A 14,611-nucleotide genomic window follows, 5' to 3' on the forward strand; every position below is an offset into this window, starting at 1 on the left:
TCCCGCTCCGCCCGCCCCGCTACGATGGCGGGCATGGCGAAGAAGGTGGTCTCCCTCCTCCTCGCCAGTCATCCCGGCCCCACGCTCGTCGTCACCCTGATCACGACCCTCCTCGGCGTCGGCCTCGGCTACGAGCCCGGACGTCTCGCGGTGCTCGCGGCGGCCATCCTGTGCGGGCAGCTGTCGATCGGCTGGAGCAACGACTGGCTGGATGCGGCCCGCGACCGCGCCGTGGAGCGCCCCGACAAGCCGGCGGCGCGCGGCGATGTCTCCGTCGCCGCCGTGCGGGCGGCCGCCTTCGTCGCGCTCGCCGCCGCCGTCCTGGTCACGATCGTCCTCGGGCCCGGCGCGCTCGCCGCTCACCTCGTCGTGATCGCCGGTGGCTGGGCGTACAACCTCGGGCTGAAGTCCTCGCTCTTCTCCTTCGTGCCCTTCGCCGTGGCGTTCGGCCTCCTCCCTGCCGTCGCCACCCTCGGTCAGCAGCATCCGGCACTCCCCCAGTGGTGGGTCTACGCCGCGGGAGCCCTGCTCGGCGTGGCAGCGCACGTCACCAATGTGCTGCCGGACCTGGAGGATGACGCGCGCACCGGCGTCCGCGGCCTCCCGCACCGTCTCGGCGCCCGGCCCAGCGGCCTGCTGGCGTTCGGCGCACTGGCCGTCGGGACGCTGCTCATCACCTTCGGTCCCGGCCTGCCGGTTCGCCCGCTGCTCCTCGCGGGACTGGTGATCGGGCTCGCCGCTGCCGTCACGGGAGTGGTGCTGCTGCTGCGGCGCAGTCCGACCCGGCTGCTCATGCAGCTGATCATGACCTGCGCGATCGTGGATGTCGCGATGCTCGCCTTGGCGGGTCAGTCCGTGACGGTCTGAATCTTCGGGGCGACGCGCGCCCGGTTCTGGATGCCGAACGCCGAGACCACGCCTCCCACGAGCAGCAGGACGGCTGCGCCGATCATGGCGCGGTGGAGGCCCTCCGTATCCAGCTTCCCGCCGATGATCATGCCCGCCGCCGCCACCGCCAGCAGGCCGGCGATGCGCGCCACGGCGTTGTTCACGGCGGAGGCGATTCCCGCCTGCTCCGGATGGATCGCCCCGAGGATCGCGCTGGTCAGCGGCGCGACGGTGATCGACAGACCGACGCCGAAGAGCAGCACGGCCGGAAGCAATCCCGTCCAGTAGTTCACGTCCGTCCCCATCAGCAGCAGCCAGAGGAAGCCGAGAGCCGCGATCATCGGTCCGATCGACATGAAGAGACGCGGGCCGTACCGTCCCGCCAGTCCGCCGAAGAACCCCGAGAGCAGGAGCATGCAGAGCGTCGACGGGATGAAGACGAACCCGGCGGCGATGGCGGAGTATCCCGCCACCTGCTGCAGGAACAGCGTGACCATCAGCGGCCCGAACGAGAGTGCGCCGTAGACGAAGAAGGTGGAGATGTTGCCCACCCAGAAGTTGTGGACGCTGAACAGCCCGAGCGGGAGCATCGGCTGCTTCACGCGCGTCTCGGCGACGAAGAAGGCGACCAGGCTGAGCACGCCGATCAGCAGCGGGATCCAGACGCGGGGACTGGTCCAGCCGTACGCCCCCTGCTCGATGAGGGCGAAGACCGTCCCCGCGAGGCCCACGGATCCCAGAATCGCGCCGAGCACATCCACTCGGCCGCCCATCCCGGTGTCCGCCGTCGAGTCGCGGAGCGTCATCAGCAGGAACACGGTCACAGCGATCGGGATCACGTTGATGACGAAGACCCACCGCCACGACAGCGTGTCCACGAAGATGCCGCCGATGACCGGGCCTGCGATCATCGCGATGCCGGTCCACGCCGTCCATCGACCGATCGCCTTGGCCTGCGCCGGTCCGTCGAAGCGGGAGATGATGATGGCGAGCGAACTCGGCACGAGCAGTGCGCCGGCCACGCCCTGCAACGCCCGCGCGACGACCAGGAAGACGCCGTCGGGCGCGAACGCGCACAGCAAGGACGTCACGCCGAAGCCGATCAGGCCCGCGTACAGCACTCGCTTGCGGCCGAACACGTCCGAGAGCGATCCGGCGATCAGGATCAGAGAGCCCAGCGTGACGAGGTAGCCGTCCACCACCCACTGCTGCAGCGGCAGGCCGCCACCGAGCTCGCGGTCGATCGCCGGAAGCGCCACGTTGATGACGGCGCCGTCGAGGAAGGCGACGAAGCTCGCCAGGATGGCGATGAGCAGCACCCTCAACTGGAGCGACGACATCCGCTCGATCTTCACGTTGGTCATGCTCTCATTCAAGGGCCTGGCATGGCCGCTGGCAACATCGCGGTGCGGGCGACCGGAATCGTGCGCGTCCGGCGTAGAGTGCGGCCATGTCCGAGCGTGAGGATGCGGCAGAGAACCCGGCGGAGGGGCGGCCCGGCCGCGGAGCTCATCCCGAGCCGGCTCAGGACGACGCGACGGCGCGACCCGATCGGGTCGTGGTCCTGACCCGGTTGTGCTGGGTGGGCATCCTGCTCCTCACCGCGCTCTTCCACGTCATCCGCGGTGCGCCGGTCGACGCCTGGATCTACGGGCTCGGCGCCGGCGTGCTCGTCCTGGACCAGCTCGGGTGGCTGCGCATCCCGCTGCGACTCACCAGCGACCGGGACACCCTGCCGCAGCGGATCGTGGCCGGCGTGCTCATCGTCGCCGCCGCGCTCGCCTTCGGCGTGAGCCCGCTCTACGGGACGGTGGACACCGCGGTCGTCATCGGCATCGGCGTGCTGTTGCTCCCGGTCGCCTGGGCCGACCGCCGGCGGCCCACCGGCAGCCGAGAGCGCCCGGGCGCCGAGCGCCGCGCCCTCCGCCGGGCCGCGTACCTGTGGTCGGCCGTCATCGCCGCCGGCTGTCTGTGGGAGATCGGGGCGTTCTTCCTGGGCCGCTCGATGCCGGGCGGGACGCAGGACTTCCCCGCCCTCTCCGACCTGATGGATCCGGTCCTCGCCTGGCCGCCGGCGCGCGCAGTGCTCGCAGCCTTCTGGCTGCTCGGCGGCTACGTCCTGGTGCGGAGGGGGTGGCGCCGATGAGGGAGATCACGGTCGCCGGTTTCGTGCTGTGCGGCATCCTGCTGGCTGCGCTCGTCGTCCAGGCACGCATCAGCCCGCTGCGTGTCGCCCGGCTGAGCAGCCTGCTCGACCTCGTCATGGCGGACCGTGCGGCGCGCCTCACGGTGATGCTGTTCTGGTGGTGGCTCGGCTGGCATTTCCTGGCGGTGCCGCCGCAGCCCTGATGCTGCGCTAGTTGTTGCCCTTGGTGCAGGTCTGCTGCGCGGCGGTCTGACCGGTGATCGTCGACGGCAGGTCGACGGGGCCGCCGGTGCCCGTCGGAGTCGGCGTCGCTCCGGTGCCCGTCGCCGTGCCGGTGCCAGTGCCGGTGCCCGCGCTCGGGCTCGCCGGAGTGGCGGGCGACGGCTCCCCGCCTGGGGACGGCGCCGGCGACGAGGTCGCGGTCGGATCCTCGGCTGCGCGGCCGGTCGAGCCGGTGAGCTTGACCGGCTGGTCGTTGACCAGCGCCTCGTCGAGCGCGTCGGCCGCGGATTCCTGCGGGACCACGCGGTTCGGGTTGTCGGGGTCGCTCACGGCCGGGTACTGGACGAACACCATGTTCTGGAGGCCCGTGTCCTTCAGCGCCAGCGCGATCTGCACGAGGGTCGTCGGGTTCGTGAGCGACTCCGACGGCGTGATGTTGTTCACGGCGGCCTTGGCGAGCGAGTAGAGCTGCACCGGATTGGACAGCACGCCGCCGCTGACGATCTTCCGCGCAAGGGCGGAGAGGAACACCTGCTGGTTCGAGATGCGGCCGAGGTCGCTGCCGTCGCCGACGCCGTGCCGGCTGCGCAGGAACGAGAGCGCGACATCCCCGACGATCGTGTTCTCGCCGGCCGGCAGGTCGAGCGGTGGGTTCGTGTAGTCGTCCTTCACGGGAGTCGCCAGGCAGACGCTCACACCGCCCACCGCATCCGACATGGCGCTGACACCGTTGAAGTTGATGAGAGCGGCGAACGGGATGTCGACCCCGGTCATCTTGGAGACCGTCGCGACCACGCAGTTCAGCCCGCCGCGCGAGAGCGCCGTGTTGAACTGCGCGTACGACGTGCCGCTGATCGTGCCGCCCTTCGGGTCCGGGCAGTCCGGGATGGGGACCATCAGGTCGCGCGGGAAGCTGACCACCACCATGCTCTTGTGGTCCTGCGCGATGTGCAGCAGCATCGTCACGTCGTTGTTGCCTGCTCCACTCGAGGCATCCTGCTCGTCGGCGCTGCTGTAGACGCCCCCGAGGTCGCTGCGGCTGTCCGTCCCCGCCAGCAGCAGGTTGACGCCGCCCGGGATCGCGGCGACATTGGGGATGTCCGCGGGGATGGCCGTGTGGCCGGGAAGCGCCTGGAGGTGCACGCCGGTCTTGATGGACCGCGCCACATCCCACACCGCGTAGGCCGCGACAGAGCCGACGCTCACGAACACGATGGCGACGGCCGCGGCGAGCAGCTTCAGCGCGGCCACGCTCCCCCGGCGCCGCGGCAGGCGGCCGTGACGCACGCCCTCCGGTCCGCGGGCGCGCTGACGGCGTCGCGGCAGATCGGTCATCGGCACCCCTCGATTCGGCGAACGTTGCTGAAATCCTAGCGACCCTCCCTTTCTGGCGGCTGCGAACGGCGCCCGGCTGCTGCGGGCGCTCTCAGCCGCCGAAGTGCTCGTTGTTGCGCATCCACGCGCGTTTCGGGCGCAACAACGAGCACTTCGGCGAGGAGCGGGCCGACGAACCCCTCCGTGTTCTGCCGGGTCACCAGCGTGGCCGGATCCTCCTTCGGAGAAGGAACGACCCTCCAGCGGCCACGATCACGGCGATTGCGGATCCGACCCCCCAGAGCCAGCCGGACGGCGCGTTCGTGACGAGGTATCCGCCGGTCGCAGCCGACGGTCCCAGAGCACCGGGACCAGGATTGCCCGGGATGGCCGGAGGGGTGCCCTCGGCCGGGTTGACCGGGGTGGAGACGGTGTCACTGGCCGGCACGATCGGTGGGACCCCCACGGGTGGGGTTCCGGTGGCCGTTGCGACATTCACCACGTTCCCCGCGGCGATATCCGAATCAGTCACCGTGTACGGGCTGTCTGCCGTGCAGGTGATCGTCGCGGCGGGCGCGAGCGTCAGCTGCGGGCAGGTCACGCTGCCGGCTTTCGGGTCGTCGACCGTGAGCGCGGACAGGGTGATGTTCCCGGTGTTGGTGAGATCGAAGGTGTAGTCGATCGTCTCGCCCAGATCAGCCAGCCCGTTCCCGTTCGCGTCGTTGAGGTGCGCCCTCTTCACCAGGGTCAGCGACCCGACAGGAATCGCGGCCGGGATGGTGACCGTGTCCACCGGCGGGACGATCGGGTTCACTCCGGCCGGCGGCGTAGCGGCGCCGGTCGCCGTGTTCACGACGTTGCCGGCCACGATGTCAGCCTCCGTGACCGTGTACGCAGCGTCTGCCGTGCAGGTCTCCGATGCGCCCGGTGCCAGAGTTCCGCTGGGGCAGGTGACGGCGCCCGCCTTCGGGTCGGACACCCCGGCAGCGGCGAGGGTCGTGTTACCGGTGTTGGTCAGCTCGAAGCTGAAGTCGATCGTCTCGCCAGGGTCCGCCACCCCGTTCCCGTTCGCGTCGTTCAGGTGCCCGGACTTCACGAGCGCCAGACCGGCTGCTGCGGCGGGAGTCGGAGTCGTCAGCGTGTCCGTCGGCGGGATCAGGCCCACGTTCAGCGGCGGTGTGGCACTGCCCGTGGCGGTGTTCACCACACCTCCGGCGACAAGATCCGCTTCCGTGACCGTGTACACGTCGTCTGCCGTGCAACTCGTCGCCGCACCGGGTGCCAGGGTCGTGGCCTGGCAGGTGACCGGGCCCGCCTTGGGGTCGGAAACCGTGACGGAATTCAGCGTGACGTTGCCCGTGTTCGTCAACACGAAAGAGTACTGGATGGTCTCGCCCACGTCCGCCAGGCCGTCACCGTTCGTGTCGTTCAGCTGCGCCGACTTCACCAGCGACAGCCCGGCCCCGGCGATCGGAGACGGTACGACGATCGTGTCCGTCGGGGGTGCGATCGGGCTGACCCCGGGCGGAGTCGTTCCGTGACCGGTGGCCGTGTTCTGCACACCGCCAGCGACCACGTCGGCCTCCACCACCGTATACAAGTTGTCCGCCGTGCACGTCTCCGACGCTCCCGCCGGCAGCGTCGCCTGCGGGCAGGTCACGCTTCCCGCTCTCGGGTCGGTGACACCGACCGCGGACAACGCCACCGTGCCCGTGTTGGTCAACAGGAACGAGTACTGGATGGTCTCGCCGGCGTCGGCCAACCCGTTACCGTTCGCGTCGTTCAACTGCGCAGACTTCGTGATCGCCAGCCCGCCGACGGGGACGGGAGTCGGGGTCGTCACGGTATCCGACGGCGGCACGATCGGGGCGATACCCGGCGGCGGCGTGCCGTGAGCAGTCGCCGTATTGACCACACCGCCCGCCAGCACATCCGCGTCGGTCACGAAGTACGACGACACGGTCGCGCACGTGATGGACGCCCCGGGCGCGAGCGTCTGGGTCGCGCAGGTCACCGGACCCACTTTCGAATCGGTCACCCCGATCGTGGACAATGCCACGTTCCCTGTGTTCGTCACCAGGAACGTGTAATTGATGGCTTCGCCCGAATCGGCCAGACCATTCCCGTTCGCGTCCACCAGAAACGCCGTCTTCACCAACGACAACCGGGCGTCAGCGCTCGCGATGACATTTGATACCGATGCGTCGCCACCGCCGCATTCCGGCCCGCAGCCTGCCGTCGTCGGGGTGACCGTCGCCACGTTGGTCGCGCTTCCCGCCGCCACCGCCGTACCGGAGACGGTGAACGTGGCGACACCGCCGGGGGGAGCGTCGATACTCCCCGACACGACATTCCCGACCACGTTGCCGGCACAGGTCGCACCGCCAGATCCCACGCAGGTGACAGTACTGGCAAGAACTGCCGCCGGGACGGGGTCGACCAGCGTCGCCGTCCCCGGGTACGGGCCCGTGTTCGTCACCGTGACGGTGTACGTAACCGGATCGCCGACAACGTAGGACGCCTTATCCGAAACTTTCTGCTGCTGGAAGAAGGGCGCGCAGCCGGCATCCTGCTTCGAGGTTGCACCGAAGATCTGGGCTCCGGCATTTGCGATCGGGGTCGTCGGCAGCGCAGCCGAAGACGGGCCGACGGGGAGCGCGTCGATCGACCTCAGGATCCCATCCGGTCCGGCGGAGTACACCACACCGCTTGATTGGGCGAGACCATACGACGACGGGATGACTCCGATCTTCGTGAAAGTCCGGTCGGGATGCATCCGAAAGAGCGGAGAACCACCGTCCTGAATGGTGGCGGATCCGGAAACGATGGTGTCTCCATCGGAGATGGTGATGAAATCGCCGCCTGACTTGTAGGGAACCGGGAACGATGCGTACGGCACGGCGGCCCCCGTTGCGGGGTTCAGCGTATAGACCACATCCCCGGCGCCCATCAGCAGATTGCCGTTCGGTGTCGCCGACAACGCATTCGGGGGTGAGCCAGCCGGCACACCGGTGATCGGCGTCGAGGACAGAACGCTGCCGGTCGCCGGGTCGATGACAGACAAGTCAGTCGGGTCGACCCCATACAGGGTCTTGCCGTCGGAGCTGAAAGCGATGTCGAAGAACAGGCTCGTCGGATGCGACGACAGCAACGTTCCCGCAGGTGAGTATTCCAGCAGGAACTGCGACGTACTGCTGGTATTGACCACGATATTGGCCGGTGGGCAGGGCACAGCCGCTTGGGCGGATGACGTCGGCCCGGCGATGGTCAGCCCGACCCCGGCGAGAGACAGGGCGCACACAGCCGCGAGCACGCGCGTCCGGCGGTGTGGAGATCTACCGGAGGAGTTCTCGACTCGGCCCTCTCCGGGGAATGACGTTCGCCAAGATTTCACATTACGATCGCTTTCCGTCGGTTCCTCCGCGCTGGGCTCATCCAGAGATCGCCGTGGCGCCCCCTCCTGGCGAGCAGTGGTCACGCGGACGCGTGACCCCAACACCTCGCGCTCAGCCGATGGCGGATTTGGGCGTCACGTTAGTCGGCACGCCGCACCCGTGACAGACAGTGTCTTTCGGCGCTCTCAACCGCCGAAGTGCTCGTCGTTGCACGCTCCTACGGCGTGTCGGCCGCAACAACGAGCACGTCGAGGAGGGCGGGAGCGGATGCGCACGTCAGAGTGTCATTCCGCGTAGGCCGCAGATCAGGCGTTCGCGTCGGAGGCCGCGGTGCCGATCCGCGGGCGCACACCGGTGAGGATCCCGCTGCGGTGGTGCTCCTCGGTGAGGTCGTGCCGCCGCGCGTGGAGGAGGTCCTGGACCACGATCCGACCGATCACCGCGCCCGTCGCGTCGACGACCGAAGCCGCGCTCTGTTCGGTCTCGGCGAACTGGTACGCGACCGACCGGAGCGTGTCGCTCGCGCGGACCGTCGGCGTGTCATCGTCCATGGAGGCTGCGCCCGCCGCGAGCGGGGTCATCACTTCGTGGACGAAGAAGGTCTCGAGCGGGTCGGTCGAGTACTCGCGGGTGAGGTGGAGCCGGCGTCGCGCGATCTTCTCCGTCAGCACCGACCGCTTGAGCAGGAGGACCGAGAGCGCGTGCGCCGAGGTGGAGGCGATCACCAGCGGGAGCAGAGCATCCCAGGCGTGCGTGAGCTCCAGCGTGAACACGACACCGGTCAGCGGTGAGCGCATCACCCCGCCGACGACGGCGGCCAGCCCGCACATCGCCCAGAAGCCGGGGATCGCGTGAGGGAAGATCATGCCTTCCAGCGCTCCGAGCGCGCCGCCGATCATGAACACGGGTGCGAGCACTCCGCCGGAGGTGCCCGAGCCGAGGGACAGCGACCAGATGAGCGTCTTGACGACGAGGATCCCCAGGATGAGCGACAGGGTCGCGCTGCCGGTGAGGAGCTGATCGATGACGTCGTAGCCGACGCCGAGCGCGCGCGGTTCGATGAGTCCCCCGGCGCCGATGATGAGACCGCCGATCGCCGGCCACCACATCCAGTGGATGGGGAGCTTGTGGAAGGCGTCCTCGGCCCGGTAGACGAGCCAGGTGGCCGCGATCGCCAGGAGCCCACCGGTTATTCCGGCGGCGACGGCGAACGCCTCGATCCCCGGAGTGAGGTGCAGCCCGGTCGCATCCACAGGGAAGACGGGCGCGCTCCCCAGCAGGAAGCCGCGGACGATGGTGCCGACCGCTACCGCTGCGACCGTCGGAACGAAGCTGCGGGGACGCCACTCGAACAGCAGGAGCTCGACGGCGAGCAGGATCGCCGCCAGCGGTGAGTTGAACGTCGCCGCCATGCCCGCAGCGGAACCGGCGACCAGGAGCGCCTTGCGTTCGTCGGCGCTCAGATGCACCAGCTGCGCCAGCATCGAGCCGAGTGCCCCGCCGGTCATGATGATCGGGCCCTCTGCGCCGAACGGGCCACCGGTGCCGATGCTGATGGCGGCGGAGACCGGCTTCAGGACCGCGACCTTGGGATGGACCTTGCTGCCTCCGGTGAGGATCGCCTCGATCGCCTCCGGCATCCCGTGCCCGCGGATCTTCTCAGACCCGAAGCGCGCCATGACCCCCACGATCAGGCCGCCGACGACAGGTGCACCGAGGATCAGCCACCACGGATGCGCCGTCGCGCCGGGAGCGACGAGCGAGACGTCCCACCGCCACGAGAACACGAGGTTGGTGGTCAGACCGATGAGCCGGAGGAGCGCCCACGCCGCCACCGCACCGAGCGCGCCGACGGGGAGGGCGAGGGCTGTGATCAGCAGCATCCGTGGGCGCACCGCGAAATCGCCCAGGGTCGTGTCCCGTGCGCGGACTGCCGCCTTCACAGCGCCGCCGGTCCGGCGAACTCGACCGAATAGAACGCCGCGGCGGCCTCCGCGAACTGTTCGAGCGCCACAGTGGTCGTCTCGCGCAGGTGCGGGTCGATTCCGGCCAGGAGGCGGCCGAGCTCGTCGTGACGCCAGGCGATCACCCGATCCACGAGCCTGCGGCCTTCGTCGCTGAGCTCGAGCGTGACCACGCTGCGCGAGTGCTCATCGGCGCCGCGGGTCACGTACAGCTCTTCGACCAGGCGGTCGGCGAGCCGGGTGACCGATGAGGCGTTCACGCCGAGCGCCCGGGCGACGCGGGCCGAAGGCGCGCGACCGAGCTCGTGCAGCACCAGCAGCATCCGGAACTTGGGCAGCGACAGGCCGTTGCCCACGACGTCGAGGCTGCGTAGAGCGATGCCGATCAGATCCCTCCCGGCGGTATGGAAGGCATGCACCTCACGATCGGAGGGAAGCAGGTCGGGGGTGGCCTGTCGAGACTCTTGCATAGTACAAGGGTTGCATACTGCAAGACCGTGTTACTTCGTGAGTCTGAGGAATAGCCGTTCGTGCATCATCGGCCGCATCCTTGAGCCATGGACGGCGACTGGATCGAGCACCGACGCTCCGACGATGGCGAGCGCGTCGGGTGGATGCAACCCGTCGATGAAGGATTCGTCGCCATCGATCTGTTGGGACGCCGGCGGACAGACGTCGTGGACTGGCTGGCCGCAGAAGAGACCCTGGATGAGCTCGGCCTGAGCTATCTCGCGGACCCGCATGAGTTGAAGCTGGACGACGGTTCCTGGCTGCGGGTACGGATCGCAGAAGTGTCGTCCGCCGAGATCCGGGTCAAGAAGGACGACTGGGGCGATATGACCGCGACGCAGCTGTACTACACGCTGCCCTTCCCTGTCATCGAGGACAACCTTCGTCCGCTCGAAGACTGAGCCGGCTCCGGCCGGCCGTTGCACGCGGCGGATGACGCCGGGTTCCTGGCGGAACCTTCTTTTTCCGAACATCCCAGAAGCGGCCGAGTGGGACATCGTTGTCATCCCTTGACGCGGCCCGGGGGTATCCCCTAGCGTCCCAATCTGACACCGTTGTCAAACTGAAAGGTCATCGAGTATGCCTTCGAAACACGCACAACCGCGCACACCACAACCTCGCGCGAGGCGCGCGACCATCGCAGCATTGACCGTATCGGCCACAGCACTCGCGCTCCTCGGCGTCTCCGCGCCGGCGCATGCGACGACTGCGGCTCCCACGCCCGCGCCGTACACCGAGACGTACCGCCCGCAGTTCCACTTCACCCCGCAGGCGAACTGGATGAACGACCCGAACGGGCTGCTCTACTACAAGGGCGAGTACCACCTGTTCTTCCAGTACAACCCGAGCGGGAACACCTGGGGCAACATGTCGTGGGGGCACGCGGTCAGCAAGGACCTCGTCCACTGGACCCAGCTTCCCGTGGCCATCCCGCAGGACGCTTCGGAGATGGTGTTCTCCGGAAGCGCTGTCGTGGACACGAACAACACCACCGGCTTCGGCACCCCCGGCAACCCGGCGATCGTCGCGATCTACACGAGCCTCGACAAGGCGACCGGGCAGCAGCGGCAGGCCCTGGCATACAGCACGGACGACGGACGCACGTTCACCAAGTACGCCGGGAATCCGGTCCTGGACATCGGCTCGAGCAACTTCCGCGACCCGAAGGTCTTCTGGTACGCGCCGGGCAACGAGTGGCTGATGACAGCGGCCCTGTCCGACCAGCACAAGGTCACCTTCTACCGGTCCTCCGACCTCAAGCAGTGGACGCACCTGAGCGACTTCGGCCCTGCCGGTGCCACCGGAGGCGTCTGGGAGTGCCCGGACCTGTTCCCGATGGCCGATCCGGCGAATCCCGGCAAGCAGAAGTGGGTCCTCGTCGTCAACCTCAACCCCGGCAGCATCGCCGGCGGCTCCGGTGCCCAGTACTTCACCGGCGACTTCGACGGCACCTCGTTCACGGCGGACGACAAAGCGTATGTCCCCCCGGCCGGAACCTCGCTGGAGAGCTTCGACAACGGGAACTGGGACGGCTGGACCACGACCGGGACCGCATTCGGTCCGGCCCCGACGGCCGGTGACGCGCCGGGTCAGGGCGGTGTCTCGGGGTATGAGGGGGCCGGCCTCGCCAATAGCTTCACCGGCGGGGATGCCACGACCGGCACACTGACGTCGCCGGACTTCACCATCGATCAGGCGTACCTGAACTTCCTGGTCGGCGGTGGAAACCATCCCTACGTACCCGGCTCCGTCGCCGGTAACACCGTCCCCGCGGGGACGACCTTCGCCGATTTCGAAGGCCCGACCTACGGCGCAGGCTGGACCACGACCGGTGACTTCACCGGCACCGGGCCGGCGGGCGGTACGCTGCCCAACCAGCAGCAGGTCACGGGCTACATCGGCAACCAGCTGGTGAACACCTACATCGACGGCGACGCATCGCAGGGCACCATCACCTCCCCGTCGTTCACCATCTCGAGCAGCTACATCAACCTCCTCGTGGGCGGCGGGAACCACCCGTGGGGCTCACCGGACCCCACATCGGTGAACCTCATCGTCGGCGGCAAGGTGGTCGCGAGCGCCACCGGCCAGAACGCAGAAGCGCTCAACTGGAACGCCTGGGATGTCCGCGCCTACGAAGGTCAGACGGCGACGATCCAGATCGTGGACCAGAACCCGGGAGGCTGGGGGCACCTGAACGTCGACCAGATCACGTTCTCGCCGCAGCCGGCGCCACCGACCGCCGTCGACACCTCCGTCCGTCTGGTGGTGGATGGGCAGGTCGTCCGGTCCGCGACCGGTGCGAACAGCGAGACCCTCGACTGGAACAGTTGGAACCTCGGCGATCTGCAGGGGAAGACCGCCCATCTCGAGGTGGTGGACGACAACGCCGGCGGGTGGGGCCACATCCTCGCCGACCAGTTCAGCCTGTCCGGAACCGCGGCGCAGTCCAGCATCCAGCGCGCGCACTGGATCGATTTCGGCAAGGACGACTACGCCGCCGTCACCTACAACGACGCACCCGGCGGCAAGCGGATCATGATCGGCTGGATGAACAACTGGGACTACGGCGGATCCATCCCGACCTCGCCGTGGCGCAGCGCGATGACCGTCCCGCGCCAGCTCGGTCTCGAGCAGGTCGATGGCAAGGATGTCCTCGTGCAGCAGCCGGTGGACCAGCTCAACCAACTGGTCACCTCCCCGGTCTCTCATGCCGAGAACGTCAGTCTGCCCACCGGAATCACCCGGCTGAACGCCAGCGGGGAGACCGCCGACATCAAGGCCGTGCTCACCGCCGGCAGCGCCAAGACCTTCGGCCTGAACGTGCGAGCCGGAAACGGACAGCAGACCTCCATCGGCTACGACACGTCGACGGGTGAGCTCTACGTCGACCGAACGAAGTCCGGCGACGTGACGTTCGATCCGACCTTCGCCACCAGCGTGCAGCGCGCCCCGCTGAAGCTGGAAGACGGCCGGCTGAAGCTGCACATCCTGGTCGACTGGTCCTCGGTGGAGGTGTTCGCGGACGACGGCCAGGTGCTCATCACCGACCAGATCTTCCCGGATCCGGCCAGCACCGGCATCAACGCCTACGCCACCGGCGGGACGGCATCGCTCGTCTCCCTGACCGTCCACAAGGTGGCATCGGCCTGGACGACCGGAAAGGCTGCGGACTAGCGCCCGAACCGAAGGGGTTCCCTGCCCGCACGGGCAGGGAACCCCTTCTTTTGCGTCTGGCACCGACTCACTCGGACGATCGGCAGCGCAAGAACGTGGCCTATCTCAATCACGCTCAGCGCGGATCGCTGTCGCGATGCGGACATTCAGGTCATCGAGCTCGTCGAGTACCGAAGTTGCGGCCCACACTCGATTGCGCTGCCTGGACGTCACCTCGTGAACGACGCCTGCGTCTTCTAGGCGCTTCATCGCCCGGTATGCGTTCACCGTGTCCACGCCCGTGATGTGTTCGGCGTCGGCGGCGGTGATGACCGGGTTTTCCAGGAGGCTGTCGATGAGTGTGCGCACCGCACTCCCCCGCCGTGCACCTGCCGATTCGTGCCACTCTCCCGGGAGTTCCCGGAACACTGCAGCGGTTCTTCCCGCCTCCCGGGCGGACGCCTGGACGCATAGGGCAAGGTCCTCGACGATCGCGTCCACGTCACCGGTACGGTAGCCGGTCAAGAGACCGAAGTAGTGGTCCTGATCGGCCGCCAACGCTGAGGCGACGGGCACCACCACCCGGTTCGAGACTCCCGTACGGCGCATGACCGCGTTGAGGAGGGCGCGCCCGATCCGCCCATTGCCGTCGGTGAATGGGTGGATCCCCTCTTTGCCAGGCTGGTTGTGAGTCAGGTTGGCTCGGTTTGGGAGGGTTCTGTTTTGGGAGTCACAACGGGTTTTACTGCGGAGGAGATCCGCGAGGTGGTGCATGAGTATCACTTGCAACCGCATGGGACGAAGCTGGCGTGGTTGCAGGCGCGCAGCATCTCCAGGGACAAGATCCGGCGGTGGTCGACGGCGGTTTTCGAGGGCGATATCGAGCGGAGCCTGTTTCCGCGGCAGGCTAGGGCTATGACACATCCCGGGAGGCGAGCCTGGTTGGAACAGCAGCGGGCCAGAGAACGAGCAGCGCATGAGGCCGAGGTGGAGCGGTTGAACGCGCGGGTCCAGGA

Annotated in this window: 11 protein-coding genes; 5 read left to right on the forward strand and 6 right to left on the reverse strand. The window is 68.3% G+C overall.

Annotation, left to right across the window (positions count from 1 at the left end; all coding sequences use genetic code 11):
- Positions 1–33: 33 nt before the first annotated feature.
- Positions 34–867 (forward strand): UbiA family prenyltransferase, encoded by an 834-nt coding sequence (locus BM287_RS06925; protein ID WP_090037284.1) that lies wholly within the window; start codon positions 34–36, stop codon positions 865–867.
- Here BM287_RS06925 and BM287_RS06930 read toward each other — a convergent pair.
- Positions 849–2,252, reverse strand: a complete 1,404-nt coding sequence (locus tag BM287_RS06930) for an MFS transporter (RefSeq protein ID WP_090037286.1) — start codon at positions 2,250–2,252, stop codon at positions 849–851. The genes BM287_RS06925 and BM287_RS06930 overlap by 19 nt on opposite strands.
- 86 nt (positions 2,253–2,338) lie before the next feature.
- Here BM287_RS06930 and BM287_RS06935 point away from each other — a divergent pair, with 86 nt between their 5' ends.
- A complete protein-coding gene (locus tag BM287_RS06935; RefSeq protein ID WP_090037288.1) occupies positions 2,339–3,034 on the forward strand; it encodes a hypothetical protein in 696 nt (231 codons plus the stop codon).
- The gene (locus tag BM287_RS06940) at positions 3,031–3,237 is read left to right on the forward strand and encodes a DUF6186 family protein (RefSeq protein WP_139230627.1); all 207 of its coding nucleotides are present in this window, start codon (positions 3,031–3,033) and stop codon (positions 3,235–3,237) included. Before BM287_RS06935 ends, BM287_RS06940 begins: the two co-directional genes overlap by 4 nt.
- Before the next feature lie 7 nt (positions 3,238–3,244).
- Here the strand turns inward: BM287_RS06940 and BM287_RS06945 are convergent, their stop codons facing one another.
- The 4 genes from BM287_RS06945 to BM287_RS06960 all read right to left on the reverse strand — a co-directional run bounded on the left by BM287_RS06945 (position 3,245) and on the right by BM287_RS06960 (position 10,399).
- On the reverse strand, positions 3,245–4,591 hold the full coding sequence (locus tag BM287_RS06945) for an LCP family protein (RefSeq protein ID WP_244527979.1): 1,347 nt from the start codon (positions 4,589–4,591) through the stop codon (positions 3,245–3,247).
- A 196-nt stretch (positions 4,592–4,787) separates the two neighbouring features.
- Entirely contained in the window at positions 4,788–7,778 is a 2,991-nt protein-coding gene (locus tag BM287_RS06950; RefSeq protein WP_139230628.1) for a DUF7507 domain-containing protein, read from the reverse strand.
- Between the two features lie 492 nt (positions 7,779–8,270).
- The gene (locus BM287_RS06955) at positions 8,271–9,848 is read right to left on the reverse strand and encodes a chloride channel protein (protein WP_090037328.1); all 1,578 of its coding nucleotides are present in this window, start codon (positions 9,846–9,848) and stop codon (positions 8,271–8,273) included.
- 56 nt (positions 9,849–9,904) lie between these two features.
- Positions 9,905–10,399 (reverse strand): MarR family winged helix-turn-helix transcriptional regulator, encoded by a 495-nt coding sequence (locus BM287_RS06960; protein ID WP_090037295.1) that lies wholly within the window; start codon positions 10,397–10,399, stop codon positions 9,905–9,907.
- An 87-nt stretch (positions 10,400–10,486) separates the two neighbouring features.
- Between BM287_RS06960 and BM287_RS06965 the strand changes: the two genes are divergently transcribed.
- Positions 10,487–10,840, forward strand: coding sequence for a hypothetical protein (locus BM287_RS06965; protein WP_090037297.1), 354 nt, complete (start codon positions 10,487–10,489; stop codon positions 10,838–10,840).
- A 244-nt stretch (positions 10,841–11,084) separates the two neighbouring features.
- Positions 11,085–13,616 (forward strand): glycoside hydrolase family 32 protein, encoded by a 2,532-nt coding sequence (locus tag BM287_RS06970; protein ID WP_244527981.1) that lies wholly within the window; start codon positions 11,085–11,087, stop codon positions 13,614–13,616.
- 105 nt (positions 13,617–13,721) lie between these two features.
- Here BM287_RS06970 and BM287_RS06975 read toward each other — a convergent pair whose 3' ends face one another.
- Entirely contained in the window at positions 13,722–14,390 is a 669-nt protein-coding gene (locus BM287_RS06975) for a Fic family protein (RefSeq protein WP_170857460.1), read from the reverse strand.
- Positions 14,391–14,611 lie beyond the last annotated feature (221 nt).

It is taken from the genome of Leifsonia sp. CL147 (assembly GCF_900114565.1).
Lineage (GTDB): Bacteria > Actinomycetota > Actinomycetes > Actinomycetales > Microbacteriaceae > Leifsonia.

What these genes read in the sequence shown, in the direction of transcription:
- BM287_RS06925 (WP_090037284.1), top strand. Translation starts at nt 34, where the DNA reads ATGGCGAAGAAGGTGGTCTCCCTCCTCCTCGCCAGTCATCCCGGCCCC.
- BM287_RS06930 (WP_090037286.1), bottom strand. Translation starts at nt 2,252, where the DNA reads ATGACCAACGTGAAGATCGAGCGGATGTCGTCGCTCCAGTTGAGGGTG.
- BM287_RS06935 (WP_090037288.1), top strand. Translation starts at nt 2,339, where the DNA reads ATGTCCGAGCGTGAGGATGCGGCAGAGAACCCGGCGGAGGGGCGGCCC.
- BM287_RS06940 (WP_139230627.1), top strand. Translation starts at nt 3,031, where the DNA reads ATGAGGGAGATCACGGTCGCCGGTTTCGTGCTGTGCGGCATCCTGCTG.
- BM287_RS06945 (WP_244527979.1), bottom strand. Translation starts at nt 4,591, where the DNA reads ATGACCGATCTGCCGCGACGCCGTCAGCGCGCCCGCGGACCGGAGGGC.
- BM287_RS06955 (WP_090037328.1), bottom strand. Translation starts at nt 9,848, where the DNA reads ATGCTGCTGATCACAGCCCTCGCCCTCCCCGTCGGCGCGCTCGGTGCG.
- BM287_RS06960 (WP_090037295.1), bottom strand. Translation starts at nt 10,399, where the DNA reads ATGCAAGAGTCTCGACAGGCCACCCCCGACCTGCTTCCCTCCGATCGT.
- BM287_RS06965 (WP_090037297.1), top strand. Translation starts at nt 10,487, where the DNA reads ATGGACGGCGACTGGATCGAGCACCGACGCTCCGACGATGGCGAGCGC.
- BM287_RS06975 (WP_170857460.1), bottom strand. Translation starts at nt 14,390, where the DNA reads ATGCGGTTGCAAGTGATACTCATGCACCACCTCGCGGATCTCCTCCGC.